This window comes from Silvania sp., from assembly GCF_051656365.1.
Lineage (GTDB): Bacteria > Pseudomonadota > Gammaproteobacteria > Enterobacterales > Enterobacteriaceae > Enterobacter > Enterobacter hatchlandensis.
Genome location: NZ_JBOGBT010000014.1, coordinates 28,169 through 47,523, shown reverse-complemented (window position 1 = coordinate 47,523; position 19,355 = coordinate 28,169). Strand labels below are relative to the sequence as shown.

The 19,355-nt window shown below is 55.9% G+C and carries 20 protein-coding genes and 2 pseudogenes; 13 read left to right on the top strand and 9 right to left on the bottom strand.

What is annotated here, in order from left to right; translation table 11 throughout:
• From ACRDD5_RS02650 to ACRDD5_RS02625, 6 genes are all read left to right on the top strand, one after another.
• A partial coding sequence (locus ACRDD5_RS02650; protein ID WP_438675840.1) for an isoaspartyl peptidase/L-asparaginase occupies window positions 1–264 on the top strand: 264 nt, incomplete at its 5' end.
• A 10-nt stretch (window positions 265–274) separates the two neighbouring features.
• Window positions 275–2,146: a glutathione ABC transporter ATP-binding protein GsiA gene (gsiA, locus tag ACRDD5_RS02645; protein ID WP_438675839.1), complete on the top strand. Its 1,872-nt coding sequence runs from the start codon at window positions 275–277 to the stop codon at window positions 2,144–2,146.
• Between the two features lie 35 nt (window positions 2,147–2,181).
• Complete coding sequence (gsiB, locus tag ACRDD5_RS02640) at window positions 2,182–3,720, top strand: glutathione ABC transporter substrate-binding protein GsiB (protein WP_438675838.1); 1,539 nt, start codon at window positions 2,182–2,184, stop codon at window positions 3,718–3,720.
• Window positions 3,721–3,767: 47 nt separating this feature from the next.
• On the top strand, window positions 3,768–4,688 hold the full coding sequence (gsiC, locus tag ACRDD5_RS02635; protein WP_271280587.1) for a glutathione ABC transporter permease GsiC: 921 nt from the start codon (window positions 3,768–3,770) through the stop codon (window positions 4,686–4,688).
• Between the two features lies 1 nt (window position 4,689).
• The gene (gsiD, locus tag ACRDD5_RS02630) at window positions 4,690–5,601 is read left to right on the top strand and encodes a glutathione ABC transporter permease GsiD (protein ID WP_271280588.1); all 912 of its coding nucleotides are present in this window, start codon (window positions 4,690–4,692) and stop codon (window positions 5,599–5,601) included.
• A 155-nt stretch (window positions 5,602–5,756) separates the two neighbouring features.
• A complete protein-coding gene (locus tag ACRDD5_RS02625) occupies window positions 5,757–6,146 on the top strand; it encodes a hypothetical protein (protein WP_438675837.1) in 390 nt (129 codons plus the stop codon).
• Between the two features lie 51 nt (window positions 6,147–6,197).
• Here the strand turns inward: ACRDD5_RS02625 and ACRDD5_RS02620 are convergent, their stop codons facing one another.
• Window positions 6,198–6,875 (bottom strand): type 1 glutamine amidotransferase domain-containing protein, encoded by a 678-nt coding sequence (locus tag ACRDD5_RS02620; RefSeq protein WP_438675836.1) that lies wholly within the window; start codon window positions 6,873–6,875, stop codon window positions 6,198–6,200.
• A gap of 180 nt (window positions 6,876–7,055) precedes the next feature.
• On the opposite strand from ACRDD5_RS02620, the gene ACRDD5_RS02615 reads away from it, so the two are divergent.
• The gene (locus ACRDD5_RS02615) at window positions 7,056–7,493 is read left to right on the top strand and encodes a GNAT family N-acetyltransferase (RefSeq protein ID WP_438675835.1); all 438 of its coding nucleotides are present in this window, start codon (window positions 7,056–7,058) and stop codon (window positions 7,491–7,493) included.
• Between the two features lie 87 nt (window positions 7,494–7,580).
• Here the strand turns inward: ACRDD5_RS02615 and ACRDD5_RS02610 are convergent, their stop codons facing one another.
• Window positions 7,581–8,042 (bottom strand): hypothetical protein, encoded by a 462-nt coding sequence (locus tag ACRDD5_RS02610; protein WP_438675841.1) that lies wholly within the window; start codon window positions 8,040–8,042, stop codon window positions 7,581–7,583.
• A gap of 314 nt (window positions 8,043–8,356) precedes the next feature.
• Complete coding sequence (locus tag ACRDD5_RS02605; protein WP_438675834.1) at window positions 8,357–8,791, bottom strand: NlpC/P60 family protein; 435 nt, start codon at window positions 8,789–8,791, stop codon at window positions 8,357–8,359.
• Between the two features lie 288 nt (window positions 8,792–9,079).
• Here ACRDD5_RS02605 and ACRDD5_RS02600 point away from each other — a divergent pair.
• Window positions 9,080–9,154, top strand: a pseudogene (locus ACRDD5_RS02600) (hypothetical protein); the annotation flags it as partial.
• 12 nt (window positions 9,155–9,166) lie between these two features.
• A pseudogene (locus ACRDD5_RS02595) lies at window positions 9,167–10,030 on the top strand (SIS domain-containing protein).
• Window positions 10,031–10,112: 82 nt separating this feature from the next.
• On the opposite strand, the gene rimO reads toward ACRDD5_RS02595, so the two are convergent.
• Window positions 10,113–11,438 (bottom strand): 30S ribosomal protein S12 methylthiotransferase RimO, encoded by a 1,326-nt coding sequence (gene rimO, locus ACRDD5_RS02590; protein ID WP_333850407.1) that lies wholly within the window; start codon window positions 11,436–11,438, stop codon window positions 10,113–10,115.
• Between the two features lie 303 nt (window positions 11,439–11,741).
• Between rimO and ACRDD5_RS02585 the strand changes: the two genes are divergently transcribed.
• Entirely contained in the window at window positions 11,742–11,915 is a 174-nt protein-coding gene (locus tag ACRDD5_RS02585) for a glycine cleavage system protein T (protein ID WP_271282161.1), read from the top strand.
• A 146-nt stretch (window positions 11,916–12,061) separates the two neighbouring features.
• On the opposite strand, the gene ACRDD5_RS02580 is transcribed toward ACRDD5_RS02585, so the two are convergent.
• Complete coding sequence (locus ACRDD5_RS02580; RefSeq protein WP_438675833.1) at window positions 12,062–12,982, bottom strand: LysR family transcriptional regulator; 921 nt, start codon at window positions 12,980–12,982, stop codon at window positions 12,062–12,064.
• 248 nt (window positions 12,983–13,230) lie between these two features.
• Between ACRDD5_RS02580 and bssR the strand changes: the two genes are divergently transcribed.
• Together bssR and ACRDD5_RS02570 are read left to right on the top strand one after the other, a co-directional pair.
• Window positions 13,231–13,614: a biofilm formation regulator BssR gene (bssR, locus tag ACRDD5_RS02575; protein WP_271282159.1), complete on the top strand. Its 384-nt coding sequence runs from the start codon at window positions 13,231–13,233 to the stop codon at window positions 13,612–13,614.
• Window positions 13,615–13,717: 103 nt separating this feature from the next.
• On the top strand, window positions 13,718–14,836 hold the full coding sequence (locus ACRDD5_RS02570; RefSeq protein WP_438675832.1) for a PQQ-dependent sugar dehydrogenase: 1,119 nt from the start codon (window positions 13,718–13,720) through the stop codon (window positions 14,834–14,836).
• 1 nt (window position 14,837) lies between these two features.
• Here the strand turns inward: ACRDD5_RS02570 and ACRDD5_RS02565 are convergent, their stop codons facing one another.
• Entirely contained in the window at window positions 14,838–15,464 is a 627-nt protein-coding gene (locus tag ACRDD5_RS02565; RefSeq protein ID WP_438675831.1) for a glutathione S-transferase family protein, read from the bottom strand.
• Window positions 15,465–15,720: 256 nt separating this feature from the next.
• Here ACRDD5_RS02565 and dacC point away from each other — a divergent pair, with 256 nt between their 5' ends.
• Window positions 15,721–16,926 carry a serine-type D-Ala-D-Ala carboxypeptidase gene (gene dacC, locus ACRDD5_RS02560; protein WP_271282156.1) on the top strand — a complete coding sequence of 402 codons (1,206 nt, stop codon included), beginning with the start codon at window positions 15,721–15,723 and terminating at the stop codon, window positions 16,924–16,926.
• A 97-nt stretch (window positions 16,927–17,023) separates the two neighbouring features.
• Here dacC and deoR read toward each other — a convergent pair whose 3' ends face one another.
• From deoR to ACRDD5_RS02545, 3 genes are all read right to left on the bottom strand, one after another.
• Complete coding sequence (gene deoR / locus ACRDD5_RS02555; RefSeq protein ID WP_271282155.1) at window positions 17,024–17,782, bottom strand: DNA-binding transcriptional repressor DeoR; 759 nt, start codon at window positions 17,780–17,782, stop codon at window positions 17,024–17,026.
• Between the two features lie 67 nt (window positions 17,783–17,849).
• Entirely contained in the window at window positions 17,850–18,458 is a 609-nt protein-coding gene (ybjG, locus tag ACRDD5_RS02550; protein WP_438675830.1) for an undecaprenyl-diphosphate phosphatase, read from the bottom strand.
• Between the two features lie 7 nt (window positions 18,459–18,465).
• A complete protein-coding gene (locus ACRDD5_RS02545; protein WP_438675829.1) occupies window positions 18,466–19,194 on the bottom strand; it encodes a phosphatase PAP2 family protein in 729 nt (242 codons plus the stop codon).
• Window positions 19,195–19,355 lie beyond the last annotated feature (161 nt).

Here is a 19,355-nt window from a genome sequence, read left to right as displayed (position 1 = left end):
GTCTCCTGTACCGGTACCGGGGAGGTGTTTATTCGCACCCTGGCGGCCTATGACATCGCCGCGCTGATGGACTACGGCGGCTTAAGCCTGGCCGAAGCCTGCGAGCGGGTGGTGATGGAAAAACTTCCCGCTCTCGACGGCAGCGGCGGCCTGATTGCCGTCGATCGTGAGGGTAACGTGGCGTTGCCTTTTAACAGTGAAGGTATGTATCGCGCCTGGGGCTATGCCGGCGATGCGCCCAGCACCGGGATCTATCGTGAATAAGGGGAACCGGATGCCGAACAGCGATCGGCTCGACAGCCAGCAGGTGCTGGCCGTACATCATCTGAATGTTGCCTTTCCTGACGGTCGGGAGCCTGTCCCGGCGGTCAAAAATCTCTCTTTTTCGCTGAAGCGCGGCGAGACGCTGGCGATTGTCGGTGAATCCGGTTCCGGGAAATCGGTCACCGCGCTATCGCTGATGCGCCTGATTGAGCAGTCCGGTGGGCTTGTCGACTGCGGCAGTCTGCTCTTGCGTCGCCGCAGCGGCCAGGTGAGCAATCTCACCGACCTGAGTCCGTCGCAGATGCGCAGCGTGCGCGGGGCCGATATGGCGATGATTTTCCAGGAGCCGATGACCTCCCTTAACCCGGTGTTTCCGGTGGGTGAGCAGATTGCCGAGTCGATTCGCCTGCATCAGGGGCTGAATGGCGTCGAGGCGCTGGCCGAAGCAAAACGGATGCTGGAGCAGGTGCGGATCCCGGAGGCCGAGGCCATTCTGAACCGCTATCCGCATCAGCTGTCCGGCGGGATGCGCCAGCGGGTGATGATCGCCATGGCGCTCTCCTGTCGCCCGGCGGTGCTGATTGCCGATGAGCCGACCACCGCGCTCGACGTTACGATCCAGGCGCAGATCCTGCAGCTGATCAAAGTGTTGCAGCAGGAGATGGAGATGGGGGTGATTTTTATCACCCACGACATGGGGGTGGTGGCGGATATTGCCGATCGGGTGCTGGTGATGTATCAGGGCGAAGCCGTCGAAACCGGCCCGGTTGAACAGATTTTCCATGCGCCGCAGCATCCCTACACCCGGGCGCTGCTGGCGGCCGTTCCCCGGCTTGGGGCGATGCACGGAACCGACTTACCGCGGCGCTTCCCGCTGATTTCGCCTGCCCAACCTGACTATCAGGAAGCGGAGACCGAGCAGGATACCGTGGTGCCGGGCGAGCCGATTTTGCAGGTCCGGGACCTTGTGACGCGCTTTGGGCTGCGCGGCGGACTGCTGAACCGCATCAAGCGAGAAGTGCATGCGGTGGAGCATGTCAGCTTTGATTTATGGCCCGGCGAGACGCTGTCGCTGGTGGGGGAGTCCGGCAGCGGAAAATCCACCACCGGGCGAGCGCTGCTGCGGCTGGTAGAGTCCCAGGCGGGCACCATCACCTTCAACGGCGAGCGCATCGATACCCTGCCTGCCAGCAAGCTTCAGCCGCTGCGCCGGGATATTCAGTTTATCTTTCAGGACCCGTACGCCTCGCTCGATCCCCGCCAGACGGTGGGCTATTCGATCATGGAGCCGCTGCGGGTGCATAACCTGCTGGACGGGGTCGCCGCCGAGCGTCGGGTCGCCTGGCTGCTGGAGCGGGTGGGGCTGAAGCCGGAACACGCCTGGCGCTATCCGCATGAGTTTTCTGGCGGTCAGCGGCAGCGGATCTGCATTGCCCGCGCGCTGGCGCTCAATCCGAAAGTGGTGATTGCCGACGAGTCCGTCTCGGCGCTGGACGTCTCGATTCGGGCGCAGATCATCAACCTGCTGCTCGACCTGCAGCGGGACATGGGCATCGCGTTTCTGTTTATTTCACACGACATGGCGGTGGTGGAGCGCATCAGCCATCGCGTGGCGGTAATGTATCTCGGGCAAATCGTTGAGATTGGCCCGCGCCGCGCGGTATTTGAAAACCCGCAGCATCCGTATACCCGTAAGCTGATGGCCGCTGTGCCGGTCGCCGATCCGGCTCATCGCCACGCCCAACGGGTGCTGGTGCAGGATGAGCTGCCGGGCAATATTCGCAAGCGGGGAGAGTCTGCCGAGCGCGTTGTGCTTCGGGAGGTGAGCCCCGGTCATTTTGTCGCGCCGCCGCGCCAGGATAATGCGTTTTCACGTTTATAACCAACAACAACAGCAGGGAACAACAGGAGAATACAATGACAAAATTTGTTGCTCGCAGATGGCTGTTAGCCGCGAGCGTCACGGCAGCACTGGCTGCCACACCCGCGTTTGCGGCCAAAGATGTCGTGGTGGCGGTGGCGTCCAACTTCACCACCCTCGATCCGTATGATGCCAACGACACCCTGTCGCAGGCGGTGGCGAAGTCGTTTTATCAGGGGCTGTTTGGTCTTGATAAAGAGATGCAGCTGAAAAACGTGCTTGCCGAGAGCTACAAGGTCTCTGACGACGGGCTGGTGTATACCGTGAAGCTGCGCAGCGGCGTGAAGTTCCAGGACGGTACCGACTTCAACGCCCAAGCCGTGAAGGTCAACCTCGATCGCGCCAGCAATCCGCAAAACAGCCTTAAGCGCTATAACCTGTATAAAAATATCGCCAGCACCGAGGCTGTCGATCCCACCACGGTAAAAATCACCCTTAAAGAGCCGTTCTCGGCCTTTATCAACATTCTTGCCCACCCGGCCACGGCGATGATCTCCCCGGAAGCGCTGAAAAAATACGGCAAAGAGATTGGCTTCCATCCGGTGGGCACCGGGCCGTATGAGCTGGTGACCTGGAATCAGACCGACTTTGTGAAGGTGAAGAAGTTTGCCGGTTACTGGCAGCAGGGACTGCCGAAGCTGGACACCATCACCTGGCGTCCGGTGGTGGATAACAACACTCGCGCGGCGATGTTACAGACCGGCGAAGCGCAGTTTGCTTTCCCTATCCCCTACGAGCAGGCGGCGCTGCTGAGTAAAAACAGCAAGCTGGAGCTGGTGGCCAGCCCGTCAATCATGCAGCGCTATATCAGCATGAACGTCACGCAAAAGCCGTTCGATAACCCGAAAGTGCGCGAGGCGATTAACTACGCCATCAACCGCGAGGCGCTGGTGAAGGTGGCCTTTGCTGGCTATGCCACCCCAGCCACCGGCGTGGTACCGCCATCCATCGCGTACTCCCAGCAGTATCACCCGTGGGAATACAACCCGACAAAAGCGCGCGAACTGCTGAAAGAGGCCGGATTCCCGAACGGCTTCAGCACCACCCTGTGGTCGTCGCACAATCACAGTACCGCCCAGAAGGTGCTGCAGTTTACCCAGCAGCAGCTGGCGCAGGTGGGGATTAAGGTGCAGGTGACGGCGATGGATGCCGGTCAGCGCGCGGCCGAGGTGGAAGGCAAAGGGCAGAAAGAGAGCGGGGTGAGAATGTTCTACACCGGCTGGACCGCCTCGACCGGTGAAGCCGACTGGGCGCTGTCGCCGCTGTTTGCCTCCGGAAACTGGCCGCCAACCCTGTTCAATACCGCGTTCTACAGCAACCCGCAGGTGGATAAAGATCTGACGGATGCCCTGAAAACCACTCAACCGGAAGAGAAAGCGAAACTGTACAGGGATGCGCAGGATACCATCTGGAAAGAGTCACCGTGGGTGCCGCTGGTGGTCGAGAAGCTGGTGTCGGCGCATAACAAGGCGCTGACCGGGTTCTACATCATGCCGGATACCGGCTTTAGCTTTGACGACGCGGATCTGAAATAGAGCACTCATTCCCGCAGGTTTACGCCTGCGGGATGAGAGGAATGTGCATGCTGAATTATGTGATTAAACGTTTGTTGGGGCTGATCCCGACGCTGTTGATTGTGGCGGTGCTGGTCTTTTTGTTTGTGCATATGCTGCCGGGCGATCCGGCACGATTGATTGCCGGTCCGGAAGCGGACGCCACGGTGATCGAGCTGGTGCGTAAGCAGCTTGGACTGGATCAACCGCTGTATGTGCAGTTCTGGCACTACATGACCAACGTCCTGCAGGGCGATTTTGGCACTTCGATGGTGTCGCGCAGACCGGTCTCGGAAGAGATCGCCAGCCGCTTTATGCCCACCTTCTGGCTGACCATTGCCAGCATGGCCTGGGCGATGCTGTTTGGTCTGGGGGCCGGGATTGTGGCGGCCGTCTGGCGTAACCGCTGGCCGGACCGGCTGGGGATGGCGCTGGCGGTGACGGGGATCTCCTTCCCGGCCTTTGCGCTGGGGATGCTGCTGATGCAGGTCTTCTCTGTCGAGCTGGGCTGGTTGCCCACCGTGGGGGCCGACAGCTGGCGGCACTATATCCTGCCATCTTTGACCCTGGGGGCGGCGGTGGCGGCGGTGATGGCGCGTTTCACCCGCGCCTCGTTTGTTGATGTGCTGAACGAAGACTATATGCGCACTGCCCGGGCGAAAGGGGTTAGCGAGAAGTGGGTGATCCTCAAGCACGGCCTGCGCAACGCGATGATCCCGGTGGTGACCATGATGGGGCTGCAGTTCGGCTTCCTGCTCGGCGGCTCGATCGTGGTGGAAAAGGTCTTCAACTGGCCGGGGCTCGGGCGCTTGCTGGTCGATTCTGTCGACATGCGCGACTACCCGGTGATCCAGGCGGAAGTGCTGCTCTTTTCGCTGGAGTTTATTCTTATCAACTTAGTGGTGGATGTGCTCTATGCCGCCATTAATCCGGCTATCAGGTACAAGTAAGATGCGATTGTTAAACTGGCGTCGGCACGCCATGTTAAAGGCGATGCCGGGACTCAAACCGGATCAGATCCGCACGCCGTGGTTCGAATTCTGGCGACGCTTTCGTAAGCAGCCGGTGGCGATGACCGCCGGGCTGTTTGTCCTGCTGCTGATCCTGGTGGCGGTATTGGCCCCCTGGATCGTCCCCTTCGATGCGGAGAATTATTTCGATTATGACCGTCTGAACGAAGGCCCGTCGATGATGCACTGGTTCGGCGTGGACTCGCTCGGACGCGATATCTTCAGCCGGGTGCTGATGGGGGCGCAGATCTCGCTCGCCGCCGGGGTATTTGCGGTGCTGATTGGCGCAGCTATCGGCACGGTGCTGGGCCTGATGGCCGGTTACTACGAAGGCTGGTGGGACCGGATCATCATGCGCATCTGCGACGTGCTCTTTGCCTTCCCCGGCATTCTGCTGGCGATTGCGGTGGTGGCGGTGATGGGCAACGGCATGGCCAACGTGATCATCGCCGTGGCGATCTTCTCCATCCCGGCCTTTGCCCGCCTGGTGCGCGGCAATACCCTGGTCCTGAAGCAGCAGACCTTTATCGAGTCGGCGCGCAGCATTGGCGCCAGTGATACCACCATCCTGTTTAACCATATTCTGCCAGGTACCGTCTCCTCGATCGTGGTTTATTTCACCATGCGTATCGGGGTGTCGATTATCTCGGCCGCCAGCCTGTCGTTCTTAGGGTTAGGCGCTCAGCCGCCGACCCCGGAGTGGGGGGCGATGCTCAACGAGGCGCGGGCCGATATGGTGATTGCTCCGCATGTGGCGCTGTTCCCGAGCATGGCGATTTTCCTCACCGTATTGGCGTTTAATCTGCTGGGAGATGGGTTGCGCGACGCGCTTGATCCAAGAATTAAGGGGTAATGCCAAAACCTACCAATAATTGTAGAGGTGAGTGGTAAAAGGTTCTTATATTCAGTGGGTTAAGAAATGCCGTATAAAAGGTTTGCTGGAGTTAACGGTTTGTAAAAATTATAATAGTTAATGATTGAATAACGTTAAATATTGTAAGGATTACAATGAAAAAGCTTCTTTTATGCGGCATGGTTTTACTTTCTACCTCTTGCGCCGATTTCCAGAAAAACATGAGTGACGGGATGAAAGCGGTCAATACGGCCCTGACGCCCAAATCGTCCACTGGCGCGCAAACCGCAGCGGCGGCAAAAGAGTCCGGCACCATCACCAATGACCAGTGCAAGACCAGCGTCGGCAAGAGCCGGGACTATTTCGAACAGATCGTCGGCTTCAAGCTGAACGAGTCCAACTCCTCGGGCTATACCTCGTTCTCCGAAACCTACAACCTGCGCATTTCCGATCGTAAAGACCGCTTTGGCGGCAACTTTGCTATCTGCATTATCTCTATCGATCCGCAGACCAATAAGGTCACCACCTTCTCTATGCCGACCTGATTGCGATATCGTGCCTGCTTTCAGCCCGGCCAGCGGCCGGGCTGAAAGCAGTTAACGAAGCGCAGCAACCAGCGCTTTTGCCACCTCTTCGGAGCTGGCCGGATTCTGCCCGGTGATAAGCTGGCCGTCTTCGACAATATACGATCCCCAGTTTGGCCCTTTCTGGTAGTTCGCCCCCAGGGCAATCAACTCATCTTCCACCAGGAAAGGGACGATGTCGGTCAACTCGACGTCAGCCTCTTCGCCGTTGGTAAACCCGGTCACCTGACGACCCTTAACCAGCGGCTCGCCAGAGGCGGCCTTCACATGGCGCAGCACGCCCGGCGCATGACAGACGAAGCCCGTGGGTTTACCGGCGCGGGTGAAGGCTTCAATCAGGGCGATGGAGGTCTGTGACTCGGCCAGATCCCACAGCGGGCCGTGGCCGCCGGGATAGAAGACGGTATCAAAATCGTCCTGACGCACACTATCGAGCTTGAGGGTGTTGGCGAGTTCGCGCTGGGCCGCCGGATCGGCTTTGAAGCGCTGGGTCAGTTCGGTCTGAAAATCGGCTGAATCACTCTTGGGATCCAGCGGAGGCTGGCCGCCTGCCGGGGAGGCCAGTACCACGTCGGCCCCCGCATCCTTGAAGATGTAATACGGGGCGGCAAACTCTTCCAGCCAGAAGCCCGTTTTCTTACCGGTATTGCCCAGTTCACTGTGAGAGGTGAGAACCATTAAGACTTTCATTATTCGCTCCGGTGATGATACGAGCTTTAAAAATAGCCTGGTTCGGCAAAGCCATCCTCGAAGAGAGAGCTGTTTCGGAACTATTACGGCAGCTACCAGTAATAATTTTATTCTCCTGCCCGGGAAGGAGGACAATCCTGGTTATCATCAGTAAATCTCAGACACATCAAGGAATAAACGATGGTTAAGGTACGTGACGCGCAGGCGGAAGATTTCAACGTATGGTTAAGGTTGTGGAAGGGCTATCTGAATTTTTACGGCACCGGGCTGGATGAAGCGGTAACCCTGGCGACCTGGCGGCGGGTGTTGTCCCCGGAGTCGGGCCTGTTTTGCCGACTGGCCGAAACCGAACAGGGCGTGGTGGGGTTCGCGATTTGTGTCCTGCATGAAGGCACCTGGGTGACCCAGCCGCTGTGCTATCTGGAAGATCTGTTTGTCGATGACGCGGCGCGCGGCAAGGGGGCGGGCAGGGCGTTGATTGAGGCCATTATTGATGAGGCCCGGAAGCAGTCATGGTCGAAGGTCTACTGGGTCACCCGGGAGGGCAATCCGGCCCGGGCGCTGTATGACAAGTTGGCAACGGTAGATGATTACGTTCGCTATCGGATTACGATTTAACAATGATTGGCACGGTCGATCCCCTCTCCCTGAGGGAGAGGGTTAGGGTGAGGGGGAACAACGCCCACATTCCCCCGTTAACCTTCCTCAGTTATTCAACGCATCAATCGCCACGCGACCTTCTGGCGTTTGCAGCCAGCGCGGTGCGTTCAGGGTATCGGTGTAGAAATTCACCAGTTCATACAGCAGCCCTTCCATCACCTCGGCCATATCCCGCGGTAAGACGTTGCTGATCAGCAATTGCGTAATGGTCTGGCAGTACAGCCCCAGCAGGTCGCTTTCCGGTTCAAATGCGGGCAGACGGGACGGCAGATCGGTCAGGGTAAAATGCTCCACCAGGTGTGGCGGAATCGGCTCGTTAAGCATCGGCTGCAATAGCGCGAGACAGGCTGAAAGACGGGCGCAGAGCGCCAGTTTTTCCGTCAGGTCGTCGGTTTCCAGCAGGGTATGGGCAAAGCGTTCACAGTGGTTCGCCAGCTCGGTGAAGTCGGTGTTGTGGGAGAAGGGGACGCAGAATAATGCCTGAGCATGGGTTGGGGTAGTAGCCATAGTGGCAGCCTCCGATAAAGTTTTTAAACCCACCGTCAGAGGTTCCAATCTCATGGCGGTGGACTGAGCGAGGTTGGAACTACCGGCTTTATCGGATACCGGCGCATCTTTCGATGCCCCCGCCAGCCCACCATTGAAGTGCAGCAGAGCGTACGACATAAGGCCTCTTATGTCATCGATAAAGTCAGCCAGGGTTCCAATCCCGGCGCCTGATTTTGCAGGCGCAACAGGAAGATACTGCGAAGCATTAGCGGCGACAAGCCGGGAAAATCATTCCCGGAAGGCGCCTCGCAAAAAATCGCGATGATGCTGATTCAGGCCGCTCCCGTTACCCGACGAGCGGTGATGAAGTGCGCTTGCCAGTAGTCATCGCTCAGGTCAGAAACGGTCACTCCCTGGCTGGTAGATGCGTGAATAAACTGATGATCGCCGATATACACACCGACATGGCGACGGTGCTCTCCGGTCTGGAAAAACACCAAATCCCCGGCTTGCAGGCTCAGTTCTTCCACTTTAACCCCTCTGTGGATCTGCTCCCCGGTGGTACGCGGTAACGACAGGTGCGCCGCATCCCGAAACAGGTGCTGCATCAGGGCGGAGCAGTCCACGCCATTATGCGTGGTGCCGCCCCATCGGTAATGGGTGCCTTTCCAGTGGTGATATTGCGTAAGGATGCGGGTACGCAGCGGGCCATTCTGTTGGTGTGCGGATGCAGGCGAAAAAGCGTATTCGCTGTCCAGAGTTAACATTGATGGGGGCAATTCGACACTGAACGCAGAAAATGAGGTAAAACTAACAGCAAGCAGTGAAGTTAAAAGCAAATAGAGCATAGTTAATTACAGGCAACAGGTGAATTCTTCCTTACCATGACGGAGACGGTGGTCCAGTGAGTCGTCTCGATGGAGGAATACTACCGTTCGTTTTTTTTTTGACCAATAAAAAATGGGTCCAAAAATAGACCCGGCATTTAACTTCCCGGCGATCACCATCATATGTTTTGCCAGCGGCTCCCAGAGCGGGTTCGCGCTGATAACGTCGCCTGCGCCAAAGGCATCGATCTCTCAGTGCGTATCTTCGACGACTTCGATCGGGTTTTAAGAAGTAAAATCTAAAGGAGAATGACTATGTTAGGTTTTAATCAGGACGAGTACCTGACCAGTGCTCGTGAGATTGTTGCTGCGCGTAAACAGGCGGAATAGGTCGCTGATGAGAATATTCAGCAGGGCTTCAGCACGCTATTTTTCGCCTCGGTAGGTGGATCTTTAGCCCCGATGATGGCGATTGCCGAATGGTGCAAGGCGCAGGGGATCCGCGTGGTTGCGATCACCAAAAACAGCGACTCGCCGCTGGCGAACGCCGCCACCTGGCATATTCCGATGCGGCACAAGAATGGCGTGGAATATGAGTACATGCTGCTGTACTGGGTATTCTTCCGCTTAGTGCAGGGTAACGGAGAATTTGAAAAATATAATCAGTTTGCCAGCCAGCTGGAGCTGTTACCTGAGAATCTCCTGAACGCCAAAAAGCAATTTGATCCGCAGGCCGATGCTATCGCGCAAAAATATCATAACGCTGACTATATGATGTGGATTGGCGGAGCGGAGATGTGGGGCGAAGTCTATCTCTTCTCGATGTGTATTCTGGAGGAGATGCAGTGGAAGCGCACCAAATCGGTCTCCTCGGCGGAGTTCTTCCATGGCACCCTCGAACTGCTGGAGAAAGAGGTCCCGCTGTTCCTGGTGAAGGGTGAGGGCAAATGCCGGGCGCTGGACGATCGCGTGGAGCGTTTTGCGGCGAAAATTACCGATAACCTGGTGGTGTTTGATCCACGTGAGTACGCTCTGGCGGGGATTGACGATGCGTTCCGCTGGCTGCTGGCGCCATGCATCATCTCAACCTTGTTGGTGGACCGTCTTGCCGCCCATTTTGAGCACTACACCGGCCACAGTCTGGATATTCGCCGCTACTACCGGCAGTTCGAGTATTAAGAGAAATAAAAAAGGGGACGTAAAGTCCCCTTATTCCCAGGCCTGATAAACGCTGCGCCATCAGGCGTTATGCAGGGGCGGATTAAACCCGGCTACCCCACAGGTCATATTCGTCAGCGTTTTCGACTTTCACGCGCACGATATCGCCTGGTTTCACCTTGGTTTCGCCGTTCAGGTACACCGCGCCGTCGATTTCCGGGGCATCGGCCATACTGCGGCCAATCGCGCCCTCTTCATCCACTTCGTCGACGATCACCAGAATTTCGCGACCCACTTTCTCCTGCAGACGTTCAGCTGAAATCTGCTGTTGCAGCTGCATGAAGCGGTTCCAGCGCTCTTCTTTCACCTCTTCCGGCACCTGATCCGCCAGTTCGTTGGCGGTAGCGCCTTCCACCGGGCTGTACTTGAAGCAGCCCACGCGATCCAGACGGGCCTCTTTCAGGAAGTCGAGCAGCATCTGGAAGTCTTCTTCGGTTTCACCCGGGAAGCCGACGATAAAGGTGGAGCGCAGGGTCAGATCCGGGCAGATTTCACGCCACTGTTTGATGCGCGCCAGCTGGCGGTCAACGGAGCCAGGACGCTTCATCAGCTTCAGAATACGCGGGCTGGCGTGCTGCAGCGGGATATCCAGGTATGGCAGGATTTTGCCTTCCGCCATCAGCGGAATCACATCATCAACGTGCGGGTACGGATAGACGTAGTGCAGACGCGTCCAGATGCCCAGCTTAGCGAGCTGTTCGCACAGGCCGACCATGCTGGTTTTCACCGGCTCGCCGTTGTGGAAACCGGAGCGGTGCTTCACGTCCACGCCGTAGGCGGAGGTGTCCTGGGAGATCACCAGCAGCTCTTTGACGCCCGCATCGGCCAGGCGCTTGGCTTCGGCCAGCACTTCACCAATCGGACGGCTCACCAGATCGCCACGCATGGACGGGATAATGCAGAAGGTGCAGCGATGGTTGCAGCCTTCGGAAATTTTCAGGTAGGCGTAGTGACGCGGAGTCAGCTTCACGCCCTGTTCCGGCACCAGGCTCAGGAACGGGTTGTGCTTTGGTTTTGGCACATAGTGATGCACATGTTCCAGCACCTGCTCGTAGCTGTGCGGGCCGGTAATCTCCAGCACCTTCGGGTGAACTTCGCGGATTTGATCGACTTTGGCACCCAGACAGCCGGTGACAATCACCTTGCCGTTTTCAGTGAGTGCTTCACCGATGGCTTCCAGAGACTCCTGCACGGCGCTATCGATAAAGCCGCAGGTGTTAACGATCACCATGTCGGCATTGTCGTAGCTTGGCACGACGTCATAGCCTTCGGTGCGAAGTTCGGTCAGGATACGTTCGGAATCCACCAGGTTTTTCGGGCAGCCCAGCGAGACGAAGCCGATTTTCGGCTGGTGTGTTACATTGCTCATAGGTTAAAAATTCATCATTTATCGAGTTATAAGGGCGGGATTTTACAGAGTTCCTCGACAGATTTATAGCGATCTGTGCATTGGGGGAGATGAGAAGCCCTTCACAGGGCAAAATTGTATGCCATACCGGTGCGCTTTAATCGTAAGCAATGAATGTCTTAAATATTTACATCGTAAAATCAATCTATTACAGTGAAAATATACTACTTAGTTTTACTTATCCCGGCTTTAAGGGGCCCTTATTGGATCAGCCAAACAGATAATTTATCTTTTACCTCGTCGCTAACTATAACGAGGTACGTAATGAGAGATATCTATCTGCAATCTAAATTAGAAATGGCCAAAACCCTGCACGCTTACGGCGTGGAACTGTCCTGTATTTCCGTTGCAACAGGACTCACTCAGCCCAAAATAATGGCTGAATTAAAAATTGCGGCCGAAGATGAGTTTGCTAAGCATAAAGTTAAAAAATACTAACGTCTTATTTATCAATTGGTTTTTTACTGTATTCGTTCCGCTTACCCGGTAAAAGGTAAGATTTTTTGAACATCTTTCTCCAGCAAGGACGACGAAAAATATCCTATACAGTGACGTCATTGCATTTTTCGTCGTTCTCTTCACATTCAGTTAGAGACATTAACGGAAAAGTCGACCAGCAAAGCAGAGATGATTTTGTCGATCTCTTTTCTGGAAGAAGAATAGAGACTGAACTGTGGCAGAGTGAACGGCGTATCGAGCCTTTTCAGGCGGTACATCTCTGCATAAGTTGAAAAGACCATCTCAGGAATAATGCCTAAGCAGTTGGTTTTGGATACAATAATCAGTATCGATGCAAAAGAGGTTGTCAGCAGGCATCGCTCACTGGAGCGGAATTTTTTATCGACAATGCTGCGATGATAAATAATCTTTTCATTTTTGGTGTTATAGCCCACCAGATTGGCCTCTCTGAATATCGCTTCCGTGATCACATCCGGATAGTCAGAATGATCCCGCGAAGCAATCAGCACCAGTTTCATATCACAAATTTTCTGACACACGATATTGCTGCTCTCGACCGAAAACGTGGAAAACACCACGTCGGCCTGACGCATATTCAACAGCTCGGTAATCTTCGCTTCATTCAGATCTGCCGTGCGGTGTAGCAGGCTGATATCTGAATTAATCGCCACAATCTTCTGGGTAAGTTCCGGCACCACTAAGGGCGAAATAAACGCCTCGGTATAGAGCGTCAGCCTTTTCTTTTTGACCAAAGAGGAGAGTGGCTGCAGGGTCGACAGTTTGTCGATAATCGGCAGAATATTATCGTACAGTTCATCTGCATAGACGGTAGGCAGGAGATTGTTGCCGCTACGCACAAACAAATTATCCCCCATAAGTTCCCGCAGTTTTCGCAGCGACTGGCTGACCGCCGAAGCCGAGATATTCAACATATCAGCCACTTTCGAGATACTTCCCATGCTGTAGATCAAACAAAACAGGGTAAGCAGATTCAGGTCAATTTTGGTTAACGAGCAGATTTTTTCTGATACCGGAAACGTTGCCATACTCACCTCTGCCTGTGCGCAATCGTGGCCATCCGTAAAAGTAGTCGATGCAGCAGGCCCGCGCGTTGCAAAGAAAGTATGAATTTACAAGCTGATGACAGCCAGCCCCCTCGCTGCCACGATCTGCTCGCGGTTGTAACATTGTAAATTATGTTAATGAGTTACGATTTATTGATGTGAAGCATTAAATTGTACAAAAAATACACATATCCTACTCTTGTTCAAAGGCTGACAAGGGGGGAACTAGCATGTCCGTTGACAGACTGAAACGCGAACTTCTTAACAAGATGATTAACGCCCACCTGGATCTCGCGGCGTATCTGCAGTTAAGGAAAGCGAAAGGGTACATGTCAGTCAGCGAAAGCGACCATCTGCGTGATAATTTCTTTGAACTGTGTACATATATGCGTGAGAAAGCGCCAGTCCTGAGAGCGCATTGCGACGCTGACGAGCAGGCTATCCTGTATCGCGCCGCCGGATCGCTCACCACCGCAGGTGTTTGTATGATGACTGGCTGTCATGACTGCCCGACATATATCGCCGTCAACGCAGAGAAGCTGGAAAACTGTCTGAATGATTTAACTCTCTGCATCCAGTATCTGAAATCACATACTCCGCTGATTCAGATCTGATCCTGGGGGAGGCAACTCCCCCATCTGGTTAAGCTTTTGTAAAAGTGATATCGCCCCTTCGCTGAATGGCTAACCTTATGCCATACCTTGAAAGGAGTGCGTTATGCGTCGAACCTCGCTTATTTCCCTGCCAATGTTGCTTATCTCCGCCTCATTGTTTGCCGCGCCTGCCGAGGTGAAGGTCTCGGTTCTGCAAAATAAACTCGATCACCCGTGGGCACTGGCCTTCCTGCCGCAGGATCAGGGCATGCTGATCACCCTTAAAGGAGGCCAACTGAAGCGCTGGCATGCGGGGAAAGGGCTGTCCGATCCCATTGTCGGCGTGCCGAAGGTATGGGACAGCGGGCAGGGCGGATTGCTCGACGTGGCGCTGGCACCGGACTTCGCCACCTCCCGCCGGGTCTGGCTGAGCTATGCCGAAGCGGGTGATGACGGCAAAGCGGGCACCGCGGTGGGCTTCGGTCGTCTGAGCGACGATACCACCCGGCTTGAGGCGTTTAAGACCGTCTTCCGCCAGCAGCCAAAACTCTCTACCGGCAACCACTTTGGCGGCAGGCTGGTGTTCGACGGCAAAGGCTATCTGTTTATTGGCCTCGGCGAAAATAATCAGCGCCCGACCGCTCAGGATCTGGATAAGCTGCAGGGCAAAGTGGTGCGACTGACTGAGCAGGGGGCGGTGCCTGACGACAATCCCTTTGTAAACACCAAACAGGCGCGGCCGGAAATCTGGGCTTACGGCATTCGCAATCCGCAGGGGATGGCGATGAACCCGTGGAGCAACACCCTGTGGCTCAATGAGCACGGGCCGCGCGGCGGCGACGAAATCAACATCCCGGAAAGAGGTAAAAACTACGGATGGCCGCTGGCGACGCACGGCATCAATTATAGCGGATTGCCGATCCCCGAAGCGAAAGGGGAAGCGGCGGTCGGAACCGAGCCGCCGCTGTTCGTCTGGAAAAAATCTCCGGCGGTCAGCGGGATGGCCTTCTACAACAGTGATGTGTTCCCGCAGTGGAAAAACAAACTCTTTATCGGCGCTCTGAAAGAGAAAGATGTGATTGTGCTGAACGTCAGCGGCAATACGGTGACGGAGGAGGGGCGCATTCTTGGCGAACGGGATCAGCGGATCCGCGATGTGCGGGTCGGACCTGACGGCTACTTATACGTGCTGACCGATGAATCGGACGGGCAGCTATTAAAAGTCAGCCCGTCCGGGAATTAACTCAACTGACCGGGATCATCACCACCTGACGGTAAGCCGGGCGTTCCGTCAGCAACGCCTGCCAGCGTGCCAGATGCGGGCGCTCGGTCCACTCCAGGCTGACGTTGGTCAGGTTCCAGACTAATGGCGCGACGGCGATATCACCGACCCCAAATTTGTCCCCTGAGAACCAGGGCTGGGTTGCCAGCGTAGCGTCCATCAGTGCGAACAGGGGTTCACAGGCCTCTTTTGCGGCATGAATAGCAGGGTAATCACGTTCGGCTTCCGGGGTGCGAACCAGCCCCATCAGGATCCCCCGATGAGCAGGAGAGAGCGTCTGGCTGGCCCAGTCCATCCACTTTTCACCCTCGGCGCGTTGTGCGGGCGCATCGATCCACAGGCGGTCCTGACCGTACTGCGACGCGAGATAGCGCACGATAGTATTGGATTCCCACAGCGTAATGTCGGTTTCATCATCGCGCAGCAGGGGCACCAGCCCGTTCGGGTTCATGGCCAGATAGTCGGCCTCTTTGTTCACCCCGTGCTGTAAACCCGCCAGAATCTGCTTGTACGGTAAATCCAGCTCTTCCAGCGTCCAGAGTACCTTTTTAACGTTGGTTGAATTATTCCTGCCCCACAAAGTAATCATAATAACCCCTTAAAGTGAAAGACGAATTCCGGATGTGCATCAGCGCATGTGGCTCCCATGGTGGGATAAACCTAACAATTACGCAACAGATGAGAAAAAAATCGACCTGGTCAAAGCGTCCTGTGTTGTTATTGCATAAACTTTAAAAACTTTACGTGGTTAAGGTTTTTTTAAGTTCATTAGTACGTTATTACTCATCGCTTCTTGCGACACGGTGGTGTGGCGTGATTTTTGGAAAGGACATTCGGGTGGCTTTATGATGCGAAAAACAACTTCTTTACGTGGTCTGGTGGCAGGTTCTGCGCTGCTGGTCCTTTTTGCACCTTCGCTGTACGCAGCGGAACAGGCGGCACCAGAAGCCCCGCCCGTTGATGCGCGCGCCTGGATATTGATGGACTACGCCAGCGGCAAAGTGCTGGCGGAAGGCAACGCGGATGAAAAACTCGATCCGGCCAGCCTGACGAAAATCATGACCAGCTACGTGGTAGGGCAGTCGCTGAAGGCGGGCAAGATTAAGCTCACGGACATGGTGACGATCGGTAAAGACGCATGGGCGACCGGTAACCCGGCGCTGCGCGGTTCATCGGTGATGTTCCTGAAACCGGGCGATCAGGTGGCGGTTTCTGACCTCAATAAAGGGGTGATCATTCAGTCGGGCAACGATGCCTGTATCGCGCTGGCCGACTATGTTGCCGGTAGCCAGGACTCTTTCATTGGTTTGATGAATGGCTATGCGCAGAAATTAGGGCTGACCAACACCACCTTTAAAACCGTCCACGGGCTGGACGCGCCGGGCCAGTTCAGTACCGCCCGCGATATGGCGCTGCTGGGCCGGGCGTTGATCCATGATGTGCCGGAAGAGTACGCCATCCATAAAGAGAAAGAGTTTACCTTCAATAAGATCCGCCAGCAGAACCGTAACCGACTGCTGTGGAGCAGCAACGTCAATGTGGACGGGATGAAAACCGGCACCACTGCAGGGGCAGGGTATAACCTGGTGGCCTCGGCGACGCAGGGCGATATGCGTCTGATCTCGGTAGTGCTCGGCACCAAAACCGACAGAATTCGCTTTAACGAATCTGAAAAACTGCTGACATGGGGCTTCCGCTTCTTCGAAACTGTCACCCCGATCAAACCTGACGCCACCTTTATCAGCCAGCGCGTGTGGTTCGGCGATAAGAGCGAGGTCAATCTCGGCGCGGGCGAAGCAGGCTCTGTCACCATTCCGCGCGGCCAGCTGAAAAACCTTAAAGCCAGCTACACCCTGACCGAAAAACAGCTGACTGCGCCGCTGAAAAAAGGCCAGGTGGTGGGCACTATCGACTTCCAGCTGAACGGCAAATCCATCGAGCAGCGTCCGCTGATCGTGATGGAAGCGGTCGAGGAGGGCGGATTCTTCGGTCGGATGTGGGACTTCGTGCTGATGAAATTCCACGACTGGTTCGGGGGTTGGTTTAAGTAGGTAAAAAGTAAGCCGCTGCCATTGTCGGGTGGCGGCTACACACTGCACAGAATCCCAGGCCCGTGCAAGCGAAGCGTCACCGGGCAATAACCCTCACCTAATAGATAAGCTTAATCTGCTGGGCTTTCGCGTACGTTACCATTTCGTCATCCGGACGGCAGTCGCTGACGATCGCGTCAAAGTGCGACAGATCCCCCATCCGTGCAGGGCGCACCTTACCGATCTTGCTGTGATCGACCACCAGCACATGATACTGCGCCATGCTCATCGCCCACTGTTTTACCGGCAGTTCATCCAGATTAAAGCAGGTCGCGCCCTGGCGGACGTGCACGCCCGCGGCCGAGTAAAAGGCGATATCCGGACACAGGTTGCTGAGCGTGTCTTGCAGGTTAAGCGGTTTGAAAATGGCGTTGCTCGCATGGAACTCACCGCCACAGAGGATCACCCGGCAGCCGGGCTTTTCCTGCAGGGCGAGAAAGGTGTTCAGGGAGTAACAGACCCCGGTAAACGGCAGGTCGTTATCAATGGCTTCGATGATCCACGGCGTGGTGGTGCCGCAGTCAAAAAACAGCGTCTGATGGGGCTGTGCCAGCCCGGCGGCCAGGCGCGCTGCTTTGCGCTTCTCTTCCACCAGCCGTGTCTTTTGATCGCTCAGCAGATAGTGGCTGGCGCTGCGGGGCTCAAGGACAATGTATCCCCCAAGCAGCACAACGGGCCCACTCTCGCTGTTGAGGTCGCGACGAATGGTCATTTCCGATACGCCCAGCAGCGCGGCGGCTTCTTTCAGATGCAGTTTATCGCTGCGCTTGAGCGCATTAATCAGTTGCGCCAGGCGTTCGTCGCGTCGTGTTTCCATAGATCCTCGGAGCAGTGTATGAACCCCCGCTGCGCAGGGGGCTCAAGTGTAACCTGCGGGACCTTACTTAGTCACGTATCCACCCTTTGCGGATCGGCAGGGCAAAGCAAATACGATACAGCTGCGACAGCCGCTGATAGAGGGCGTTGCCGAACAGATTCCACAGGATCTGCGCGCTCAGGCAGCCCAACAGGCCGACAAGCATTCCCCCCAGCATATCCATCGGCCAGTGGACCCCAAGATAGACCCGGGACCAGGCGATTGTGCAGGCCACCATCATCAGCAGAATGCCTGACCAGACCCGATGCCAGAACAAAAACGCCAGCGCGAAGGTGAAAATCGCGGTGCCATGATCGCTCGGGAAGGAGTCATCAGCGGCGTGATGGAGGAAGTTATAGCCCACGCGATCGACAAACGGCCGGTCGTGAGGGAACAGGTGGCCCAGCAGCCAGGAGGCCAGCAGGCTGATGACCAACGCCATCGCGATTTTAATCACCAGCTGGCGCTGGGCGGCAACCTGCTTGCGCGGCCCCCATAGCCAGAGGATCACCACCAGCGCGGGCACGATGGAGATCAGGTCTTTGGCAATGAAAATCGCCAGTCTGATACCCCATTCGGGCGACGCCGGGGTGGCGTTAATCAGAGTAAACAGTCCGTAGTTGAGATTTTCTAACATAGCCTCGTCACTTTTTTGCAAACCAGGTGGAGATCAGGCCGTAGGCCACCACCTGAGAAAACCAAACCCACCAACCTGCCCACAGGTTATGGGAGAAAAAATGCGCCCCGCGCATCACCTGGCCGTAGCCCATCACCAGCCCGAGGACGACACCGACCGCCACCATGCTCCAGGCCAGCCGTGGACGCTCGCGCCAGAAGGCGAAAAACAGCCCCATCACCATAAAACCGCTGGAGGAATGACCGCCGGGGAAACAGCGACCCGGGCCGCTGTCAGCAGGTACTGCGCCAAACAGGGGATACGACACCGCGTCGCCGCCGTACTCCAGCAAATCCCACGGGCAGCTGTGGTGGCTAACGGCCTTCAGCGCGCCGACAACCAGCGCCCCGAGCCCCATCAGTAAGGCGGCGGTGACCAGCCGGGCATTGCGCCTGTACGCCCCGTACAGCAGCGTGCAGGCCGCCAGCGCAATGATCAGGTATTTCGCCAGGCGATGGTTGATCAGATCCAGCAGGGCATTATCCTTGAGCGGAAAGTGCTGGCTCGCGGCGTCAAACCAGTACCCGGTCATCAACCTGTCGAGGCCTTCATCCCGCGACAACCAGCTAAAAACGGCCGCCAGCAGCACCAGCGTCAATAGCTGACCACCATAAAAACGCAGCGGCAAAGGGTAAAGCGATTTTGTCTTAATTGTCTTTAACTTAGACAATTCTGAAGCGGGAGAAATTTGTGTCATAATTAGGGTCAATGACTGGAAAAGCGTAAGCATACGGATGCCAACTTAAGGAAACCTTAAACGACGGCGATTTGTGCGTTATTTATGTTTACCTTTGTGAATCTGCTATCGCTGGCGCGGCCATTTAATTACACTCTGCGCGATTTTTTATCGGATATTGA

Coding starts and splice junctions, on each gene's coding strand:
- gsiA (WP_438675839.1), top strand. CDS start 275: ATGCCGAACAGCGATCGGCTCGACAGCCAGCAGGTGCTGGCCGTACAT.
- gsiB (WP_438675838.1), top strand. CDS start 2,182: ATGACAAAATTTGTTGCTCGCAGATGGCTGTTAGCCGCGAGCGTCACG.
- gsiC (WP_271280587.1), top strand. CDS start 3,768: ATGCTGAATTATGTGATTAAACGTTTGTTGGGGCTGATCCCGACGCTG.
- gsiD (WP_271280588.1), top strand. CDS start 4,690: ATGCGATTGTTAAACTGGCGTCGGCACGCCATGTTAAAGGCGATGCCG.
- ACRDD5_RS02625 (WP_438675837.1), top strand. CDS start 5,757: ATGAAAAAGCTTCTTTTATGCGGCATGGTTTTACTTTCTACCTCTTGC.
- ACRDD5_RS02620 (WP_438675836.1), bottom strand. CDS start 6,875: ATGAAAGTCTTAATGGTTCTCACCTCTCACAGTGAACTGGGCAATACC.
- ACRDD5_RS02615 (WP_438675835.1), top strand. CDS start 7,056: ATGGTTAAGGTACGTGACGCGCAGGCGGAAGATTTCAACGTATGGTTA.
- ACRDD5_RS02610 (WP_438675841.1), bottom strand. CDS start 8,042: ATGGCTACTACCCCAACCCATGCTCAGGCATTATTCTGCGTCCCCTTC.
- ACRDD5_RS02605 (WP_438675834.1), bottom strand. CDS start 8,791: ATGTTAACTCTGGACAGCGAATACGCTTTTTCGCCTGCATCCGCACAC.
- rimO (WP_333850407.1), bottom strand. CDS start 11,438: ATGAGCAATGTAACACACCAGCCGAAAATCGGCTTCGTCTCGCTGGGC.
- ACRDD5_RS02585 (WP_271282161.1), top strand. CDS start 11,742: ATGAGAGATATCTATCTGCAATCTAAATTAGAAATGGCCAAAACCCTG.
- ACRDD5_RS02580 (WP_438675833.1), bottom strand. CDS start 12,982: ATGGCAACGTTTCCGGTATCAGAAAAAATCTGCTCGTTAACCAAAATT.
- bssR (WP_271282159.1), top strand. CDS start 13,231: ATGTCCGTTGACAGACTGAAACGCGAACTTCTTAACAAGATGATTAAC.
- ACRDD5_RS02570 (WP_438675832.1), top strand. CDS start 13,718: ATGCGTCGAACCTCGCTTATTTCCCTGCCAATGTTGCTTATCTCCGCC.
- ACRDD5_RS02565 (WP_438675831.1), bottom strand. CDS start 15,464: ATGATTACTTTGTGGGGCAGGAATAATTCAACCAACGTTAAAAAGGTA.
- dacC (WP_271282156.1), top strand. CDS start 15,721: ATGATGCGAAAAACAACTTCTTTACGTGGTCTGGTGGCAGGTTCTGCG.
- deoR (WP_271282155.1), bottom strand. CDS start 17,782: ATGGAAACACGACGCGACGAACGCCTGGCGCAACTGATTAATGCGCTC.
- ybjG (WP_438675830.1), bottom strand. CDS start 18,458: ATGTTAGAAAATCTCAACTACGGACTGTTTACTCTGATTAACGCCACC.
- ACRDD5_RS02545 (WP_438675829.1), bottom strand. CDS start 19,194: ATGACACAAATTTCTCCCGCTTCAGAATTGTCTAAGTTAAAGACAATT.